Genomic DNA, 18,082 nt, shown 5'->3' with positions numbered 1-18,082 from the left:
ACTTATCAAGTGAAAACGCTTGACAGGAAGGTTAAAAAAGAGATAATAAAGAAAATGGTATATACCAATATTGAGGTGAATAGAATGAAAAAGATTTTAGTTAAGAATCAAGTTGAGGGAGGCAAAGTTGCCTTTGAACTTCTAAAAGAGAGCCTTACAGCGGGTGCTCAAACATTGGGATTGGCGACAGGTAGTTCCCCTATCGCCCTTTACCAAGAGATGGTTGAGAGTGACGTGGATTTTTCGGAACTTTACAGCGTCAATTTGGATGAATACGTCGGACTATCACCAGAGCATGAGCAGAGCTATCATGCCTTTATGAAGGCTCAACTCTTTGATGCCAAGCCATTTAAGGAAAGCTTCTTACCTGACGGTATGGCTGAAGATTTGGAGAAGGCGGCTAAGGATTACGATGACGTCTTGGCACAACATGTCATTGATCTGCAAATCTTAGGAATCGGAAGTAATGGGCATATTGGTTTTAATGAGCCAGGTACGCCTTTTGATAGTCAAACCCATGTGGTCGACTTGACGGATAGCACCATTGAAGCAAATAGCCGTTTCTTTGCCAGTCGTGACCAAGTCCCTACAAAGGCTATTTCAATGGGAATTGCTTCTATTATGGCTGCTAAGAAGATTATCTTGTTTGCCTATGGTGACAAGAAGGCAGATGCCATTTTCAAGATGGTCAAGGGGCCAGTGACAGAGGAAGTGCCAGCTAGTGTCTTGCAACATCATCCAGACGTGACTCTTATCTTAGATGAGGCTGCTGCTGCGAAATTGTAGGAGAAAACATGAGTCGAGCAGATGCGAGTTAGGTAATCAGAAAGTTATAGAAAAAAACAGGTTGAGCTAGTGCTACTCAACCTGTTTATTAATGAATAAACATAATATAGATTTTGACTTCAAATATTTACGTTACCTAATTATTACTCATTTTTCATCAATTACCTAAAATTCTTTAGTCGGAATAGTCCCTATTTTTATTGGTAATAAAATCTCTATTTGATATTGTCCATCTTTTATAAAGTGTTTGATATTACCTTGATATTCTTGAACAAGAGCATCAATACTTCGCAACCCCCAGCCATCTTTTTGACGGGATTTACGAGTAGATTTTTCTTTCTCATCAAAATTATTTCTAATATTGATAAAAAGATTTTGTTGAAAGTATCGGATATTAAGTGATAAGTTTCTTTCTTTATTTGGTAGTCTGAGACAAGCTGCAATACTATTGTCTAGGCAGTTTCCTAATATAACAGCTAAAATATCTGGTTGAATAGATAATTCTTGTGGTACAAAGCAATCAATTTCCATTTCTATCTCATCTTTTAAATGATGTAGTTTTTGATTAAGTAAAAAATTAATAGTTTGATTTTTAGAGTAGAAAGTTTGTTCACCTACTATACTATCTGTTAATGAATAAAGATAATCTTTTGCCTCTTCAGGATTTTTCTCTAAAAGCGATAAAAGAGTTAAATGTTTATTTTTTAAGTCATGCCGAAGGCTTTGGAGACGTTGATATTCTTCTTGAGATTGTTGTATTTCTCGAACTTGGAACTGTAATTGTTCTTTTTCCAATTGGTTTTGGTAATATTGCTGCTGTTGACGAGCAAGGTACAGATTAAAATAAAGAGAGGAGAGAGTTAATACAATGAGAGATGAGAGAGAAATGATTGACAGGTAATCTGCTCCAAATACCCCTCCTTGAATGGCAGATATTGTAAAAGCAAAGAAAATAGATAAAAGAGGCACGATAAACTGATAAAGCCAGTTTCCCTTAGAAGTAGCAATACGAAGCCTTTGATGGGATAGGAGAAGCTTTCGTAAGATAAGAGTTATTCCTGTAGATAAGAAGAAACTTATTCCGAGATACAAACTAATAGCTTCTAAATTTTTTGATAGTTCCCCTAAAGGTAAAATTAGTTGGATTCCTTGGTTTAGGACAGCTCCTGCTAACAAACTTAGACTAGTTTGTAAAAGAATCCAAAAGGAAGACTGGCGAATAGGATAATCAAAATTGAGACCGATTAGATAGTATTCTAAAATGTTTAGAAGGAGATTACTGACCAAAAAAATACGACTTTCAGAGAATAGGAACACGAGTTCCCCATGAAAAATCAATATGAAAAAAAGGGCTACTATGACCTGCACCCCAAAAGTTAGACAGAAAAAAATCTAACGATTGGGGTGTTTTTGTATGAAATTAAGTTATGAAGATAAACTAGAAATATATCAGTTAAGACAGGCTGGTTTTTCTTGGCCTTATATTAGTCGAAAGTACGGTGTATGTCTATCCAATCTTAAGTACATGGTACGGCTTATGGAGAGACATGGTATTGAGGTTGTTAAAAAAGGGAAAAATAAGTATTATCCCTCTAAATTAAAGCAGGAAATCATTAATAAAGTTCTTATTGACGGTCAATCTCAGCTCACCGTATCACTGGATTATGCTCTTCCCCAACAATCCCTACTCACCAATTGGATAGCACAATACAAGAAAAACGGGTATACTATTGTTGAGAAACAACGAGGGAGACCGAGTAAGATGGGACGTAAACCAAAGAAAACTTGTAAAGAAATGACTGAGCTAGAACATATTCTGGAAGAGAATGAGCGTCTGCGTACCGAGGTAGCTTATCTAAAAAAGTTGAGGGAATTGCGCTTGAGGGACGAAGCCTTACAGCGCAAAAGGCGGAAACAGTTAGAGAACTGGTCTCAGGAGGATTTCGATTAGACCTCTTACTAAAAACCGCTAAGCTAGCTCGTTCTACTTATTATTATCAGTTGAAACGGTTTAATAGAGCTAAGAAAGATAAGAAGGTCAAAGAGATGATTCAAACCATTTACGTTGACCATAAAGGCAATTATGGATACCGTCGTATTCATTTAGAACTAAGAAACCGAGGATTTGTTATCAATCATAAGAAGGTTCAACGGTTAATGAAACTCATGGGACTCGCTGCTCGTACTCGTTGTAAGCGTAAATACTCGTCTTACAAGGGAGAGATTGGGAAGAAAGCTGATAATCTAATTCAACGTCAGTTTGAAGGGGCTAAGCCTTATGAGAAGTGTTATACGGATGTCACTGAATTCGCTTTACCAAATATTAGAGAGAAACTCTATTTATCCCCTGTTCTTGATGGATACAATAGTGAGATTATTGAATTCACCTTGTCACGCTCACCTGATTTAAAACAGGTTCAAACCATGCTTAAAAGAGCATTTCCGGCTACCTCTTACCAAGGAACTATTCTTCACAGCGACCAAGGGTGGCAATATCAACACCAGTCTTATCATGATTTCTTGGCATCCAAAGGGATTCGTCCATCTATGTCACGCAAGGGAAATAGTCCAGATAATGGCATGATGGAGTCCTTCTTTGGCATCTTAAAGTCTGAGATGTTTTACGGTTATGAAAAGACTTTTAAGTCGCTTGATAAGCTAGAACAAGCCATTACGGATTATATTTTTTATTACAACAATAAACGTATCAAGACAAAATTAAAAGGACTCAGTCCTGTGCAATACAGAACTAAATCCTTTCAATAATTTATTGTCCAACTTTTTGGGGTCAGTACACTAAAGGCTTCTTTTTCATATTGATTTTAGACAATGGTCTATAAAATAACATACTTGCTAGAAATAAATCGTACAAGATACTGATTATTCGTAATCCTACTAACATTAAAAATGCCTTTCACTTAGATAGCTGTAATACTTTTCTTTAAAAGAAAACTGAAACTTTCTACTAATTGGGAGTAGGTGTTCTTCAGTCCCATTTAGTAAAATAGTAACTGTTTTTGAATCAAAGTCTTTGATGTATTTGGGGTTTAAAATATAGGAAGCATGAATTTGAATAAAATAATTAGGGAGTTTTTCCAAAATCTCTTTTGTTTTTAGTAGAGACTTGTAGGTACCTGTCTTTGTGTATATAAATACTGAACGTTTATCTTTCTCAAAAAATACAATATCGCTCGAAGGGACAGAATAATTGTGTTTACCAAATGAGAAGGTAAAAAGTGCTTGGCCTATATCCAAAAAACGCAAAATACGATCCAATACTTTCATTAACTTTTGAGGTTCTATCGGTTTTACGATATAGTCAAAAGTCTGAACTTCGAAGACTTGTTCCATATAATCACGATAACTTGTCACAAAAATAATAGGAATGAAAGGATTAAATTTTCTAATCTTTTGTGCTACGTCAATTCCATTGATTCCTGGCATATTGATATCCAAAAAGACACAGTGGATGTCTGGCGTCCGCTGATTTAAGAGTTTTTGTGGATTTGTATAAAGTTTTGTTTCTAGAGGAAATTTATCATAAGAAAGTAAATAATGTTCTAATTGGCTAGCATCTCTATCAGAGTCATCACAAATAGCAACTTTTAACATTGAAAACCTCCTCACTCATTTCTGTATGTTAGTTATAACGTTAAAATGGTCAATTATGACATAATTGTAAGAAAAATGTAAGTTTAGTATACAATATTCTTATTAAAGATGAAAGGAGAATTCCAAATGAAAAACATTCAAGTACGTAAGGCCGTAGCTCAAACCGAAATTAGCTGGGGTATTATTTAATTGCTTAAAAATGTTAAATAAACATATAAGCAAATGTTACCTTCGATTCTATCACGGAAAATTTTTGATAGAATTACTACAATAAGGCAAGGGGAAATTATAGAATCACCTCGTCTTTCTTTTTGAAAAATAGTGAGGAAAAAATGAAATTCCATTGTCCAAGAATAAAAGAAATATATCCTATTTATAAACTTCACGATAATTTGTTTAGGGTAGGCTCCCAAATTGGTATAACTACTGAAATCAGTGATGAGGACGATAAAATGTGGAGTTTAGTTAATATTTTAGATGGAAGGACTATTAATGACGTTGTAGATATTATTTAACTAAGTATCCAGATTTGACGGAACAAGATATAATAGGTGCTATTGAACTATTGGATAAGGAGGGGGTTATTGAAGAAGGTGCTACAATAAATTGTATTAAGGAAAGATATCATTCAAATATCTACTATTTTAGTCGCTATTTAAATAGTTTTAAAGATAGTATAGATATTCAAAAGAGACTTAATGAAACGACAATTCTTTTATTAGGACTTGGCGGAGGAGGGTCCAATATACTAACTTTGCTATCTGGTCTAGGACCTAAAAAAATAAAAATTGTGGACTTTGATATCATTGAAAAAAGTAATCTAGGTAGGCAATTTTTATATAAGGAGGAAGACGTAGGGGCTCTTAAAACACAGATTGCCCATCAAGAAGTGTCAAAAATGAATTCTGATATCGAAGTTGAAACTCATAATTTACGTATAACATGTGTAAACGACTTGTTGCCATTATTAGACAATGTTGACATTGTTATTTGTGTTATTGATGAACCACAATATGATATTCAGCGTATTGTAAATAAAGCTGTAGTTACAAAAAATATTCCGTGTGTTTTTGGTGCAAGTCAAGTTAGTCGCGGACGTGTTTATTCTGTAGTACCCCATCAAACAGGATGTTTTGATTGTTTAAACATTCATTACACGAAAATTGATAGTCTATTCTTGGAACAATTTCGGGGTATTCGTACTGTTACTAAGAAAATTCCTACAATTGCTTATGGTCCGGCTATGTTTCAATTGACATCTGCTATTGTTGATGAGGCTGTTCGATTAATAACTAAATATGCAGAACCAATGAGTCTTAATCGCCAATACGAGATTAATTATGAAAACGGAGCGTCGTTCACACACAAACCTTGGGGACATTATCCTGATGAGTGTCCTACATGTGGTAACGGTAAGGAGGAAAATTGGGAAATCTTTTCTCAATACGGAGAAATAAAATTATGACTTTTGAAACGCTCACCATTGAAAATTTAACAAAATCATTTGATAAACAACATTTTGCTAATAACCATATCTTCTTAGAGCTAGAAGCTGCAAAAATCACAGCTCTTATAGGACATAATGGTGCTGGTAAATCAACTCTTTTAAAGCAAATGATTGGTTTTATTAAGCCTGATCAGGGAGATGTTCACTACGGAGATATTTCTTTTATACATAACCGTAAACAAGCTCGAACAATGATGAGTTATATGTCACAACAGTATGCACCTCTTGAAAAGTTAACTGTTGAGCAAAATTTAGAGATGATTGGAAGAATGAGAGGGTTAAGTACCTCAGAACTCCAAAAAGAAATTGAGCACCTTCTAGCAGATCTGGAAATAGTAGAATACCGTGATAAAAAAGGGAAGAATCTTTCAGGAGGCTTAAAACGGCTTACATCTTTTGCCATGGCATTAATTGGCTCTGCTGATATCATGCTTCTTGACGAACCAACCAACGATGTTGATCCTGTACGTCGTGAAAAACAGTGGCGATTATTACAAAAACTGGCTTATAAAGGACACACTATTATCATTGTTACCCACAATCTACTAGAAGTTGAAAAATATGCGGATAATTTTGCTCTTTTTAACCATGGTAAATTATTAAAATCTGGTCCAGTACACCAAATGTCTTATAAAAATCATTATCAAATTTCTTTCAATTTTGTTAGTAAAGAATTTTTAAGTCTATTCGAACATTTTACGATGGTCAATGGTTGTGTTTGTCAGATGGAAATTGAAGAAAGTGAATTAACACGAATACTCATTCAAGTTAAGGAAGGTATAGAAAAAGGGCTTATTTCAAACCTTTCAGTTAAGATGAAAACATTATCTATTTCCGATCTTTATAAAGAGGAGCTTGTTAACTGATATGACTCAATTTTTTTACTTACTTCGTTGGAACTATCTTCGACAAAAAAATCTATTCATTCTATTCACACTAGCTCAAGTGCTTTTGTCCGTTTCACTTCTTTTTGGGTATCCGTTGGTAATTGGTAAGATGGACACAACAACTGCTTACTATCTTGCCTCTGGATCAGTTTTAATGGGAGTTATTTCTATTGGCTGTACGATTTCATCTCCTGTTATAGCCAATGCCAAGTCAGAAGGTCATGTGGACTATATTCGAGCTTTACCTATTCCTAGAATTCTAATTTCTTTAGCTGACCTATGTATATGGTTAATTGCTATTTTACCAGGTGTATTCTTCACTTTTTTATTAGGCTGTCTTCGCTTTTCTGTCCAATTAAATTTGTCAATTTTGTCTGTTTTTGTGATGTTACTTATTTGCCTAACAATGATTAGTCTAGGATTTTCAATTGCTTATATATTTTCCCAAAATATTGTCACGCTAATGTCTCAGCTTATTTTAATGATTGGTCTTATGTTTTCACCAATCATGTATCCGGCAGGTCGTCTTCCAGATTGGTTAGATCAACTTTATTTTCTACTTCCATTTGTCCCTTCTGCGAATCTTCTTAGAGCTAGCTTTTATAGACATGGAACTGTTTCGCTTGTAGATATAGGAGTTCTTATTTTCTGGATTTTTCTGACACAACTGCTTATCTTAGGGACACTACAGAAAGAGTTGTAATACTATCTTATGGAAAACAATCTTACGAAACTCAGGTTTAGACATCTGGTACTCAGCCTTTTTCTTTTGTGACAATTCTCCTCCAAACAAATCAATTGCCTAGTCCTCTTTGATAGCGGTATAATAGTTAAGTTGATTTTATTATCAAACAACAAATATAGATATTTCATAAAGAAAGAGGAAGTACAATGGCAAAACCTATTCGAGTATTGCTTTATTATAAATACGTTCCCATCGAAAACGCTGAGCAATTTGCGGCTGACCACTTGGCTTTTTGTAAGTCAATCGGTCTAAAAGGTCGTATCTTGGTCGCTGACGAAGGGATTAATGGAACGGTTTCTGGAGACTATGAAACCACTCAAAAATACATGGACTACGTTCATAGCCTTCCAGGGATGGAGGACCTTTGGTTCAAGATTGATGAGGAAGAAGAACAAGCTTTCAAGAAGATGTTTGTTCGCTACAAGAAGGAGATTGTTCACCTTGGCTTAGAGGATAATAACTTTGATAGCGACATCAATCCACTTGAAACTACAGGTGCTTACTTGTCACCCAAAGAGTTTAAAGACGCTCTTTTGGATGAGGATACTGTTGTCCTTGATACACGTAACGACTATGAATATGACCTTGGTCACTTCCGTGGAGCCATTCGTCCTGACATTCGCAACTTCCGTGAATTGCCACAATGGGTTCGCGACCATAAGGAAGAGTTCATGGACAAGCGCGTGGTTGTTTACTGTACTGGTGGTGTCCGCTGTGAGAAATTCTCAGGTTGGATGGTCCGTGAAGGCTACAAAGATGTTGGCCAATTGCACGGTGGTATCGCAACTTACGGAAAAGATCCAGAGGTTCAAGGGGAGCTTTGGGATGGTAAGATGTATGTCTTTGACGAGCGTATTGCTGTTGATATCAACCATGTAGACCCTATCGTTGTCGGTAAGGACTGGTTCGATGGCACGTCTTGCGAACGCTATGTCAACTGTGGTAACCCATTCTGTAACCGTCGTATCCTTGCTTCAGAGGAAAATGAAGACAAATACCTCCGTGGCTGCTCACATGAATGTCGTGTTCACCCACGTAACCGTTATGTCTCTGAAAATGGTTTGAGCCAAGAAGAAGTTGTCTCACGCCTTGCGGCTATTGGTGAGAGCTTGGATGTAACACCAGCCTAAGTTTAAATAGAGAAGAAGCTGAGAGAAATCTTGGCTTTTTGTTTTGCAAATTATTTCTAAAATTATGACAGATATATATTGCAATTAGAAATATATAGTGTATAATAAAGATGAAAATAGCTGGTGAACCTAATCAATTTCGACGATAATATCAGATATGATGTAAAGGAGGGAGTATGTGGCAAAGAATTTACGTTTAAAAGCAGCTCGAGCAGAGCATGATATGACCCAGGGTGACTTGGCAGAAGCTGTAGGTGCAACAAGACAAACCATAGGTTTGATTGAAGCTGGAAAGTACAATCCCAGCCTAGCCTTATGCATTGCCATTTGCAAGACATTGGACAGGACTCTGGATCAACTGTTTTGGGAGAATTAGGAAGGAAGTAAAGATGATGAAATTCAAACTGATTAATAATAAGGTTACAGATGAACGCGAAGTAGCTCTAACTAATAAAGTTGCTGCTGAATGTTTTTACATAATGATTGTAGGGACGCTTGTATGCTTAGTTTATGGCTCCCTCTTTAACAATGGTGTCATCTCTGCTGATTACTTACTTTATCCATTGTTGATAAGTAGTATTTGGTCTATTTATAGAGCTGAACGTCTTGATGTAAATGCTTTTGGTAGTTCGAGTATAACAGTCTTAGGTTGTTTACTAGTGACTGGGCTTATCACCCTTATGATAATGTCAGCTAACTATCGGTACAACCATGATGTCTATCATAATAATCCCTTGGATCCTAGATATCTCATGGCTTGGCCAATTACTTATACCATATATGTTCCCTTTGTCTTTTTAGTGAATTGGGCTCTCGCTGCATTGGGAAGATTTGAGAGAAGACGTCTTGAAAAACAACTAGACGATTTGGAGAATGAAGAATAAATAGTGATAGAATCAGACCATTCTTTTTGGTCTGATTTTTTTGTGTTATAATGGTTCCTAAAACTAAGGAGGTCACGTATGCTACTAACTGAATTTGATGCGAATAGACAAGCGATTATAAATCCCGAGGCCTTACATGAGCCTCTTGAAGGTTTTCCTAAAATAGCTGTATCCTGTTTTTCTCGTTTGACCTTTCAACGAATGCTTGAGATGTTTCCCCATGAACTTATCTATGAAATATCCATGGCGAATGTGGCTATTCCGATTTATAAGCTTGTTATTGATGATAATGAGTTGGCCATTTTTAATGCACCTGTAGGCGCCTCTGCCTGTGTGGGTATTTTAGAGGATATTTTTGCCTTGGGAGCTGATAAACTTGTACTTTTTGGTACTTGTGGGGTGCTTGATGAAGATATTAAAGAGACTTCTATTATTATTCCTAGTCATGCCCTTAGAGATGAAGGGACGAGTTTTCACTATGTGGAAGCCAGCGATGAGATTGCGGTAAATGTGGGTGTTTTAGACCATTTTCGTTCCTATCTCAATGAACGTCAGATTTCTCATAAGGAAGGCAAGGTTTGGACAACTGATGGCATTTACCGTGAGACGAATGGTAAACTCAAAGCTAGAAAGTCAGCAGGAGCCATTTGTGTGGATATGGAGTGTTCTGCTGTTGCAGCTTTAGCAAAGTTTAGAGGTGTTGACATCTGCCACTTCTTCTATGCTGCGGACCACCTTTCTGAAGGTATAGTTAATTGAAACAAGGACAGGACAAAAGTGCCTCAAGAAAAGTATCGCAATTTGGCAATACTTTTCTGAGGTGTTTTTTAATTTGAGCCCATGTTTTCTCAATGGGATTATACTCAGGTGAGTAAGGAGGAAGTGGTAAAAGTCTATGACCCTGCTCCTTGCATAACTCTTTTAGCTTATTCATCCTATGAAACCTTGCATTGTCCATAATGATAACAGATGGTTTATCTAAAGTGGGTAGTAAGAATGTTTTAAACCAAGCTTCGAAAAAGTCACTAGTCATGGTTTCTTTGTAGGTCATTGGGGCTATAATCTCACCGTTTATAAGACCTGCGACTAAAGATAGCCGCTGGAATCTTCTTCCAGAGACCTGACCAGTGATCAACTGACCTTTCAAAGATCGACCATATTCTCGATGAAAATATGTCTCAAACCCTGTCTCGTCAATATAAACAGGTGTCAAGTGACTTAAGTTATTAAATTCTTTAAGGAACTGATTTACTTTCTCAGGGTCTTGTTCATAGTAGGTACAGCTCTTTTTTTTCGAGTATATCCCATAGCTTTGAGAGCGTAATGAATAGCTGTTGGATGACAGCCAAATTCAGAAGCTATTTCAGTCAAAAAAGCATCTGGATGAGCATCAAGATAGTTCTTTAATTTTTCTCTATCAACTTTTCTCGGTTTGGTTCCCTTAACTTGGTGATGAAGCTCGCCTGTAGTCTCCTTTAATTTTAGCCATTGATAGATGGTGTTGCGGGAAATATCGAAAACAACAGATGCTTCAGTAATACTGCCGGTTTTCTCACAGTATGCGAGAACTTTTTTACGAAAATCTAATGAATATGCCATAAGTACATTATACCACAAATGTACTATTTTTGTTTCATTTTACTATAATTGGGACGCCCGTAACTTGATGAATCATATGGACTTGGATGAAAAAGATAAGATAGCTTTATTAGCTTTGGAGTTTGCGTGTGACTGGATTAAACCTTAAAAATTCTACTTTTTAGATTTATTATTTGTAATCAATCTAAATAACTATTATAATACTTTTTTATAATGATTCTAAATAAGGAGCGAACAATTGTTGGAAGATAAGAATTTTGCAGAACGTTTAAATATTTTGAGAGCTGGTGTGTTGGGTGCCAATGATGGCATCATTTCCATTGCGGGAGTGGTTATCGGTGTGGCTAGTGCGACATCTAATATCTGGTTTATCTTGATTTCAGCCTTGTCAGCGATTTTTGCCGGTGCCTTTTCGATGGCAGGTGGTGAATATGTCAGTGTGTCAACGCAAAAAGATACCGAAGAAGCGGCTGTCGCTAAGGAACAAGCCCTTTTGGATCGCTCTCCTGAGTCAGCTAGAGAAAGTTTATATCAAACCTTCCTCAGTCAAGGGGATTGCGAAACAGAAGCGGAAGTTAAGGTCAATCAAGCCTTCAGTAAAAATCCTATCAAGGTCTTAGTTGAGGAAAAATATGGGGTGGATATGGAAGAAATCACCAATCCATGGCATGCTGCCGTATCTAGTTTTCTGTCCTTTTCAGTGGGATCTTTGCCTCCAACGCTAGCTATCCTGCTTTTCCCAGATCCTTATCGTATTCCTATAACAGCGGTTGTGGTTGCACTGACCTTAATCTTGACTGGCTATGTTAGTGCTAAACTTGGGAAAGCACCTGTTAAACAAGCGATGTTGCGAAACTTGGCAGTAGGACTCTTGACCATGCTCGTGACCTATGTAGTTGGGCAAGTCTTTCATGTGAATGTGTAATTGTTAGTAGTATGAGTCTACCTTTTAGGTAGGCTTTTTTTGTCTACTAGACCAGACTTATCCATGGTACAATAGGGCTATGCGTTTAGATAAATTATTAGGACAGTCGGGCTATGGTTCTCGCAATCAGGTCAAGAAGCTCATTCGTAGTCGTCAGGTATATGTAGATGGTGTCCTGGCGGATCGAGATAATCTTAATGTGGATGCTAGTCTTCAAACCATCATGGTTTCTGGTAAAGAACTGGAGCATGCGCCAGAAGTCTACTACCTTATGAATAAGCCGTCAGGAGTGGTGTCAGCCAGAAAGGACAAGGAACACCAAACAGTTATTGATTTGATTAGGCCTGAGGATCAGCGAGAGGGCCTTTATCCTGTGGGACGTTTGGATAGAGATACGGAAGGTTTGGTGTTGATTACCAATAATGGTCCCTTGGGCTTTGCCATGCTTCACCCACGCTATCATGTGGCTAAGACATATTATGTTGAGGTTAATGATATTCTGGGGCCTGATGCACCTGCATTTTTTGAGTCTGGTGTGGTCTTTGAGGATGGGACTGTTTGTCAATCAGCTCAGCTGGAAGTTTTAAGTTCTGCAAGTGATAAAAGTTGCGCTCGAGTCACGATTTCAGAAGGTAAGTTTCATCAAGTAAAAAAGATGTTTTTGGCTTATGGGGTCAAGGTGACCTATCTCAAGCGTATCTCTTTCGGAGAGTTTAAACTTGATGAAGGGATGGCAGTAGGTTCCTACCGAACCTTGACTGAAGCGGAAAAAACAATCTTGCGTACTTATTTGGGTTAGTAGCTAAGGTGCGATAGGAACTTTCAATCAGCTGATAAGACTATCTTATCGCTAGTCTTAATACGATAACACCTATAATGACAGTATTTTTTAGAGGTATAAGAAATACTTATGGAATACTATAAATATTTTTTATTTCTCAAGTATCGCTTCTGGTGGTATGATGGAATCAATTCGATTGAGAGTTTCACAAATGGATTGACAATCTAAAACTGATCAGAGAGGGAGGTTCATTATGACAGAAGTATTTTACGATCATTTAGCAAAGACGCGTCATCAGATTCATCAACATCCAGAGGTTTCTGAGGAGGAGCATGAGACGACAGTCTTTTTGAAAGCTTATTTGAAAAATCTAGGTGTTGAGCCTTTAAATTATCCCTTGAAGACAGGACTCATCGCTGAGATTGGGTCAGGTCATCCTATTATTGCCTTGCGTGCTGATATTGATGCCCTACCGATTAAGGAAAAGACAGGACTTCCTTATGCCAGCGACAATGGTGCCATGCATGCTTGTGGTCATGATTTTCACCAGACCTCTCTGCTTGGTGCTGCTCAGCTTTTAAAAGAAAGAGAAGCAGAGCTTAAGGGGACTGTTCGATTAATTTTTCAACCGGCTGAGGAAAATTTCCAAGGGGCCTATCAGGTCATTGAAGCGGGCGGTATTGAGGGTGTGTCAGCTATCATCGGTTATCACAATAATCCTCACTTGAAACCTGGTCAGATTGGCCTTCGTTCAGGTGCTATTTTGGCAGGCGTGGAGCAGTTTAGGGTTGATGTCATGGGTGTTTCGTCCCATGCAGCCCGTCCTGATTTGGGTGTGGATACGGTCTTGGTTACTACGACTATCATTAATAATTTACAGCAAATTGTTGCTCGGACGGTATCTCCCTTTGAGTCAGCTGTATTGTCAGTTACTCATATCGAAGTTGGAAATACCTGGAATGTTCTTCCAGCAGCCGGCTTCTTCGAAGGAACGATTCGGACTTTCGAGCCTAAGGTTCGGGAAGATGTCATTGCTCGCTTTGAAAAAGTTGTTCAGGCGACAGCGGATCAGTTTGGTGCTCAAGTTGACATTACTTGGGGTAATTCACCTTACGTGACCTACAATGACCAGACACTCACACCACTCATCTTTGAAAATTCTAAAGCCTTCGCAGAAGTGATTGAAACGCTGCCATCAACAGGGGGCGAAGACTTTGCGGCCTATCAAAAGGAAATACCAGGAGTCTTTGCCTTTGTTGGCTCAAATGGTGAAGAAAATGCACCAGACTGGCACCATGATGATTTCCTTGTGAAAGATGAGGCCTTGCCAGTAGCTGTGAATTACTATGTGGAAAACGCTCTTTTCCTCCTTGATTATTTTAAGGAGCAAGACGACTGACTATTCCCTTAATTGGAATCACTAGTAATGAAAAAACTGTTGCGGAAAGAAGTCCAATCATCCAGAGTTTCTCTTGGGTCATAAGCAATTAGCAGACCAAGGACTCTTTGATTATTTTATTAAGAGTTTTCCATGAAGCTTAAGGATTTTAAATTGGTGCTGCTTTTGAAAATAAAAAGGAGGATGTGCATAAGAAAAAATACTCTTTTGATCATTTAGTTTACAACTTAAGAGCCCAGCCGATTGGTTGGGTTCTTTTGTGAATTGTTTAGATAGTTAGGGGAGTATGATTCTAAGGTCTTAAAATAGCGGAGATTTTTTTCTCTTGATTTTAGTTAAAATGAAAGCGCTATCATTACAGAAAGATAGATAGGAAGTGGTTAAGCGATTTGCACAATCCTTTACCTTATGACCTCCGAATGAGGAGAAAATATGTTAATTGGTATTCCAAAAGAAATCAAAAACAACGAAAACCGTGTAGCTCTTACACCTGCAGGTGTCCAAAGTCTTTTGGCTAAGGGACACGTAGTATTAATCGAAACAAATGCGTCCAAGTTCTGTTATTGTTAACGTTGCCGTTGACCAAGGTGGGGTTGTTGAGACTGTGAATCGTGTGACAAGTCACGATAAGCCTGTTTATGAAACACACGGTGTCCTTCACTATGCTGTTGCTAATATTCCAGTTGCAGTAGCACGTACATCAACCATTGCTCTTACCAATGTTACCATTCCTTATATCGAAGCTCTTGCAGGAGTAGGCTTTAAACAGGCTATTGAAAATGACGAAGGCCTTCGCCAAGGTGTAACGACTTATCAAGTTCACATTACTAGCCAACCTGTTCCAGAAGGATTGAATAGAAGCTGTACAGCTATTGACGAGTGACTATAAGTTTATAATTCTATCAGAATGAAAGATAAGTCGCGCCATGAATTGGTGTGACTTTTTTAGTTAGGATAAGAGGTAATCGTGTGTTTGGTAGTTGATCGTCAAGTGTCTATAAAGCTTAAATCTGCTTATTTTTTCTAATCTAGGTATTGTTTTATGCTATAATGAGCAGACATCTCAACATTAGTAATGAGCACCTATGACTCTTTCTGTTTTTACTTAAAAAATGCGCTCATAAAGAGGTTTTACCATAGCCAATCATATTCGTGTTCTCACAGAAATTATTTTCTCTTATCTTGTCGTCTTTTATTTTGGTGTAAAAATCGATGTATCATTGACCAAGCTTCTAATTACAGTAGGTGTGGCAGCGCTGCTTGAAATGATTTACCATGTGATACTTGCTCGAAGATAGGAGCAAATATTTCTTTCGAAGCTTTTTGGAGAAACTGTGGACAACTCTTTAGAAAAAATGTTGTGTTCTTCTTTTTTTTTTTAGTTTTTTACCACATAATTTTCAAAGGGTGCATATATCTCCATTAACATAAGATATGAAATCGGTTACATAAAAAGCTGTAGCTTTTTTATTTTCCAGTTCAGATATTGGTAGTCTGAAAAATTAAATGATATAATGTCAATAAATAGGAGGATACAGAAATGTTGAACTATGATTTGATTGTTATCGGTTTCGGTAAAGCCGGTAAAACGTTGGCTGCTAAGATGAATGCGGCTGGTAAGAAAGTTGCTGTCATCGAGCGCAGTAAAGCTATGTATGGTGGGACTTGCATTAATATTGCGTGTATCCCAACTAAGACTATGATTGTTGCGGCTGAGAAGGGCTGGTCATTTGACGACACCATGAAAGAACGTGGTGCAGTGACTAGTCGTCTTAATGCTAAGAATTATAAAATGTTGGCAGACAATGGCGTTGATGTCATTGATGCAGAGGCACATTTTGTGTCAAATAAGGTTATTGAAGTAGTAGCTGGGGATGACCGCCAAGAGCTTACAGCTGAGACTATTGTTATTAATACTGGTGCTGTATCTAATATCTTGCCTATTCCTGGTTTGACAACAACTAAGCATGTTTACGACTCAACTGGCATTCAAACTCTTGAAGCTTTGCCAAAACGCTTGGGTATCCTAGGTGGTGGTAATATCGGTCTTGAATTTGCTGGCCTTTATAACCGTTTGGGTAGTCAAGTGACTGTCTTGGATGCAGCGACTAGCTTCTTGCCACGTGTAGAGCCATCTATTGCTAAGTTGGCCAAGCAATACATGGAAGAGGACGGCATTGTCTTTGAGCAGGGTGTTAAAACTTCCGAAGTAAAAAATGACGGTGATGAAGTTGTCGTTGTTACTGACAAAGGTGAGTTTCGTTTTGATGCTCTCCTCTATGCGACAGGACGCAAGCCTAATATCGAACCTCTTCACTTGGAAAATACAGATATTGCCTTGACAGAACGTGGCGGTATTCAGGTTAATAAGCATTTGGAAACAAGCGTTCCTGGTGTATTTGCAGTGGGTGATGTTAATGGTGGACTTCAATTCACTTATATTTCATTAGATGATTTCCGTATTGTCTTTAATTACTTGACAGGGGATGGTAGCTATAACCTTGAAACACGTGGAGCAGTTCCAACTGCCATGTTCCTCTACCCACCTTTGGCACAGGTTGGCCTTACTGAAGACCAAGCCAGAGCAGCAGGTGGACCAGTTGCTGGCATGCCTCGTGGTCATGTTAACGGTGATTTGCGCGGTGCTTTCAAAGCTGTGGTAAATCCTGAAACTAAGGAAATCTTGGGTGTGACCCTCTTTGGTCAAGAATCTCATGAAATTATCAATCTAATTACCCTTGCTATGAACCATCATATTCCATACACAGATTTGGCTAACCAAATCTTCACTCACCCAACTATGGCTGAGAACCTAAACGACTTGTTTGCGATTTAAAATGAAAAGAGCCGTGAGGCTCTTTTTTAATATAGAAGAAAAATTTTTTAAGACTTTCCTTAGGTGATTTCGGTCGTCAGCGACCTTCTTCGAAGTTCCATGACTAATTTTTGAGCCCCTTCACTTTTTAATTTCTAGGCTCAGGCTAAAACAGTTTCCCGAACTGTTTTACTCTCAAAAATTCCGAGTTCCTGAAACTATTATGCTTCAGGAACTTTTCTCACAGCGGAAAGTCTTGTAAAAAGCAAATCACAAATCATAGGTTAATCTATTTGATAAATTCTATAGAAATGTTTGGCCAGAATATGTTCCAATTTTTCTTTTTTACTCTCTCGTTATAGATCATTTGTCGGTCCTTGTCTGAAAAGTAATGCGGTGTGGGTGATACTCTGAAGTTAATCAAATCGTTTGTTCCAAAAGGAATAAATACTTCTAGTTCCTGATTGTCATTTAGTCTAGCAGCTATGGCAGTACATTTTTCGGGAAATTTTGAAACAGCATCGGTAGAGCTGACATACTTTTCAGTATTAGGACTATGTATATTCATATAATACTGATTTTTTATTTCCCAATTGTATTCAGGATATTTTTTCTTTATTTGATTTTCTATTTCAACAGTTTGCTCATATGATATGTTTTTATCAAAGAAAATGACATCGATATCTGAGAAATTGATATTTGAAGATGTACTTCCGGTGCTTAAGTAGTCCCAAATATAATTGCGTAAAGTTCCAGCACAAAGCCAACAGTCATTAAGTTGGAAAGAGTGGATAATCTTTAATAGTGCCATTAGTTCGGAGTTCTGTTTAATTAGTTTTTCGACATCAATCATTTTTTAACCTCATTGGTATTGTACTAGTTTAAGATAGAAATATCAATTTAGGACCATGTCTCTAATGCAAAGCGACACTCTAGGTTAGATATCGCTTTTTTTGCGCTTTGATGATAAGATAGAAGTGACATAGGAAAATTCCTTAGATTGGGGCTCTTA

Annotated in this window: 15 protein-coding genes and 5 pseudogenes; 16 read left to right on the top strand and 4 right to left on the bottom strand. The window is 37.5% G+C overall.

What is annotated here, in order from left to right:
• The first annotated feature begins 84 nt into the window (after positions 1–84).
• Positions 85–786, top strand: a complete 702-nt coding sequence (locus tag MHH90_RS07155; protein ID WP_024704019.1) for a glucosamine-6-phosphate deaminase — start codon at positions 85–87, stop codon at positions 784–786.
• A gap of 165 nt (positions 787–951) precedes the next feature.
• Here MHH90_RS07155 and MHH90_RS07150 read toward each other — a convergent pair.
• A pseudogene (locus MHH90_RS07150) lies at positions 952–2,145 on the bottom strand (sensor histidine kinase); the annotation flags it as partial.
• Positions 2,146–2,200: 55 nt separating this feature from the next.
• Here MHH90_RS07150 and MHH90_RS07145 point away from each other — a divergent pair.
• Positions 2,201–3,552, top strand: a protein-coding gene (locus MHH90_RS07145; RefSeq protein WP_148259541.1) for an IS3 family transposase whose coding sequence is annotated in 2 segments (ribosomal slippage) — positions 2,201–2,660 and positions 2,660–3,552 — 1,353 coding nt in all. Because the reading frame shifts where the segments join, the coding sequence is not laid out codon by codon here.
• A 135-nt stretch (positions 3,553–3,687) separates the two neighbouring features.
• Here the strand turns inward: MHH90_RS07145 and MHH90_RS07140 are convergent.
• The gene (locus MHH90_RS07140) at positions 3,688–4,398 is read right to left on the bottom strand and encodes a LytR/AlgR family response regulator transcription factor (RefSeq protein ID WP_011680876.1); all 711 of its coding nucleotides are present in this window, start codon (positions 4,396–4,398) and stop codon (positions 3,688–3,690) included.
• Between the two features lie 332 nt (positions 4,399–4,730).
• Between MHH90_RS07140 and MHH90_RS07135 the strand changes: the two are divergent.
• The 7 genes and pseudogenes from MHH90_RS07135 to MHH90_RS07105 form a co-directional block, all read left to right on the top strand.
• Positions 4,731–5,863, top strand: a pseudogene (locus MHH90_RS07135) (ThiF family adenylyltransferase).
• Complete coding sequence (locus MHH90_RS07130; RefSeq protein ID WP_002950066.1) at positions 5,860–6,771, top strand: ABC transporter ATP-binding protein; 912 nt, start codon at positions 5,860–5,862, stop codon at positions 6,769–6,771. The pseudogene MHH90_RS07135 and the gene MHH90_RS07130 overlap by 4 nt, the downstream one beginning before the upstream one ends.
• A gap of 1 nt (position 6,772) precedes the next feature.
• Positions 6,773–7,495, top strand: coding sequence for an ABC transporter permease (locus MHH90_RS07125; RefSeq protein WP_002952657.1), 723 nt, complete (start codon positions 6,773–6,775; stop codon positions 7,493–7,495).
• A 188-nt stretch (positions 7,496–7,683) separates the two neighbouring features.
• Positions 7,684–8,667, top strand: a complete 984-nt coding sequence (trhO, locus tag MHH90_RS07120) for an oxygen-dependent tRNA uridine(34) hydroxylase TrhO (RefSeq protein ID WP_084828571.1) — start codon at positions 7,684–7,686, stop codon at positions 8,665–8,667.
• A 178-nt stretch (positions 8,668–8,845) separates the two neighbouring features.
• Positions 8,846–9,043: a helix-turn-helix transcriptional regulator gene (locus tag MHH90_RS07115; protein WP_004182985.1), complete on the top strand. Its 198-nt coding sequence runs from the start codon at positions 8,846–8,848 to the stop codon at positions 9,041–9,043.
• Between the two features lie 13 nt (positions 9,044–9,056).
• Positions 9,057–9,551 (top strand): DUF6773 family protein, encoded by a 495-nt coding sequence (locus MHH90_RS07110; RefSeq protein WP_340725861.1) that lies wholly within the window; start codon positions 9,057–9,059, stop codon positions 9,549–9,551.
• A gap of 78 nt (positions 9,552–9,629) precedes the next feature.
• A pseudogene (locus tag MHH90_RS07105) lies at positions 9,630–10,295 on the top strand (nucleoside phosphorylase); the annotation flags it as partial.
• Between the two features lie 7 nt (positions 10,296–10,302).
• On the opposite strand, the gene MHH90_RS07100 reads toward MHH90_RS07105, so the two are convergent.
• A protein-coding gene (locus MHH90_RS07100; RefSeq protein WP_340725797.1) for an IS630 family transposase occupies positions 10,303–11,150 on the bottom strand; the annotation gives its coding sequence in 2 pieces (ribosomal slippage) (positions 10,303–10,847 and positions 10,847–11,150; 849 coding nt in all).
• Between the two features lie 46 nt (positions 11,151–11,196).
• Here MHH90_RS07100 and MHH90_RS07095 point away from each other — a divergent pair.
• From MHH90_RS07095 to MHH90_RS07065, 7 genes and pseudogenes are all read left to right on the top strand, one after another.
• Positions 11,197–11,298: pseudogene (locus MHH90_RS07095) on the top strand (nucleoside phosphorylase); the annotation flags it as partial.
• A 93-nt stretch (positions 11,299–11,391) separates the two neighbouring features.
• Complete coding sequence (locus MHH90_RS07090) at positions 11,392–12,075, top strand: VIT1/CCC1 transporter family protein (protein ID WP_011226975.1); 684 nt, start codon at positions 11,392–11,394, stop codon at positions 12,073–12,075.
• A 79-nt stretch (positions 12,076–12,154) separates the two neighbouring features.
• Positions 12,155–12,874: a 16S rRNA pseudouridine(516) synthase gene (locus tag MHH90_RS07085; RefSeq protein ID WP_014608092.1), complete on the top strand. Its 720-nt coding sequence runs from the start codon at positions 12,155–12,157 to the stop codon at positions 12,872–12,874.
• A gap of 235 nt (positions 12,875–13,109) precedes the next feature.
• Positions 13,110–14,255, top strand: a complete 1,146-nt coding sequence (locus MHH90_RS07080; RefSeq protein WP_084828573.1) for an amidohydrolase — start codon at positions 13,110–13,112, stop codon at positions 14,253–14,255.
• Positions 14,256–14,687: 432 nt separating this feature from the next.
• A complete protein-coding gene (locus tag MHH90_RS07075) occupies positions 14,688–14,825 on the top strand; it encodes an alanine dehydrogenase (protein WP_002950088.1) in 138 nt (45 codons plus the stop codon).
• Positions 14,794–15,138, top strand: a pseudogene (locus MHH90_RS07070) (alanine dehydrogenase); the annotation flags it as partial. The gene MHH90_RS07075 and the pseudogene MHH90_RS07070, both read left to right, overlap by 32 nt.
• Positions 15,139–15,795: 657 nt before the next feature.
• Positions 15,796–17,091 (top strand): FAD-containing oxidoreductase, encoded by a 1,296-nt coding sequence (locus MHH90_RS07065; protein ID WP_340725860.1) that lies wholly within the window; start codon positions 15,796–15,798, stop codon positions 17,089–17,091.
• A 268-nt stretch (positions 17,092–17,359) separates the two neighbouring features.
• On the opposite strand, the gene MHH90_RS07060 is transcribed toward MHH90_RS07065, so the two are convergent.
• Complete coding sequence (locus MHH90_RS07060; protein ID WP_014608096.1) at positions 17,360–17,923, bottom strand: nucleotidyltransferase family protein; 564 nt, start codon at positions 17,921–17,923, stop codon at positions 17,360–17,362.
• Between the last annotated feature and the right edge of the window lie 159 nt (positions 17,924–18,082).

This window comes from Streptococcus sp. FSL E2-3488, from assembly GCF_038003585.1.
Classification (GTDB): domain Bacteria; phylum Bacillota; class Bacilli; order Lactobacillales; family Streptococcaceae; genus Streptococcus; species Streptococcus thermophilus.
Note: the sequence above shows the minus strand (reverse complement) of the source record. Positions and strands in the feature narration are given on the sequence as shown.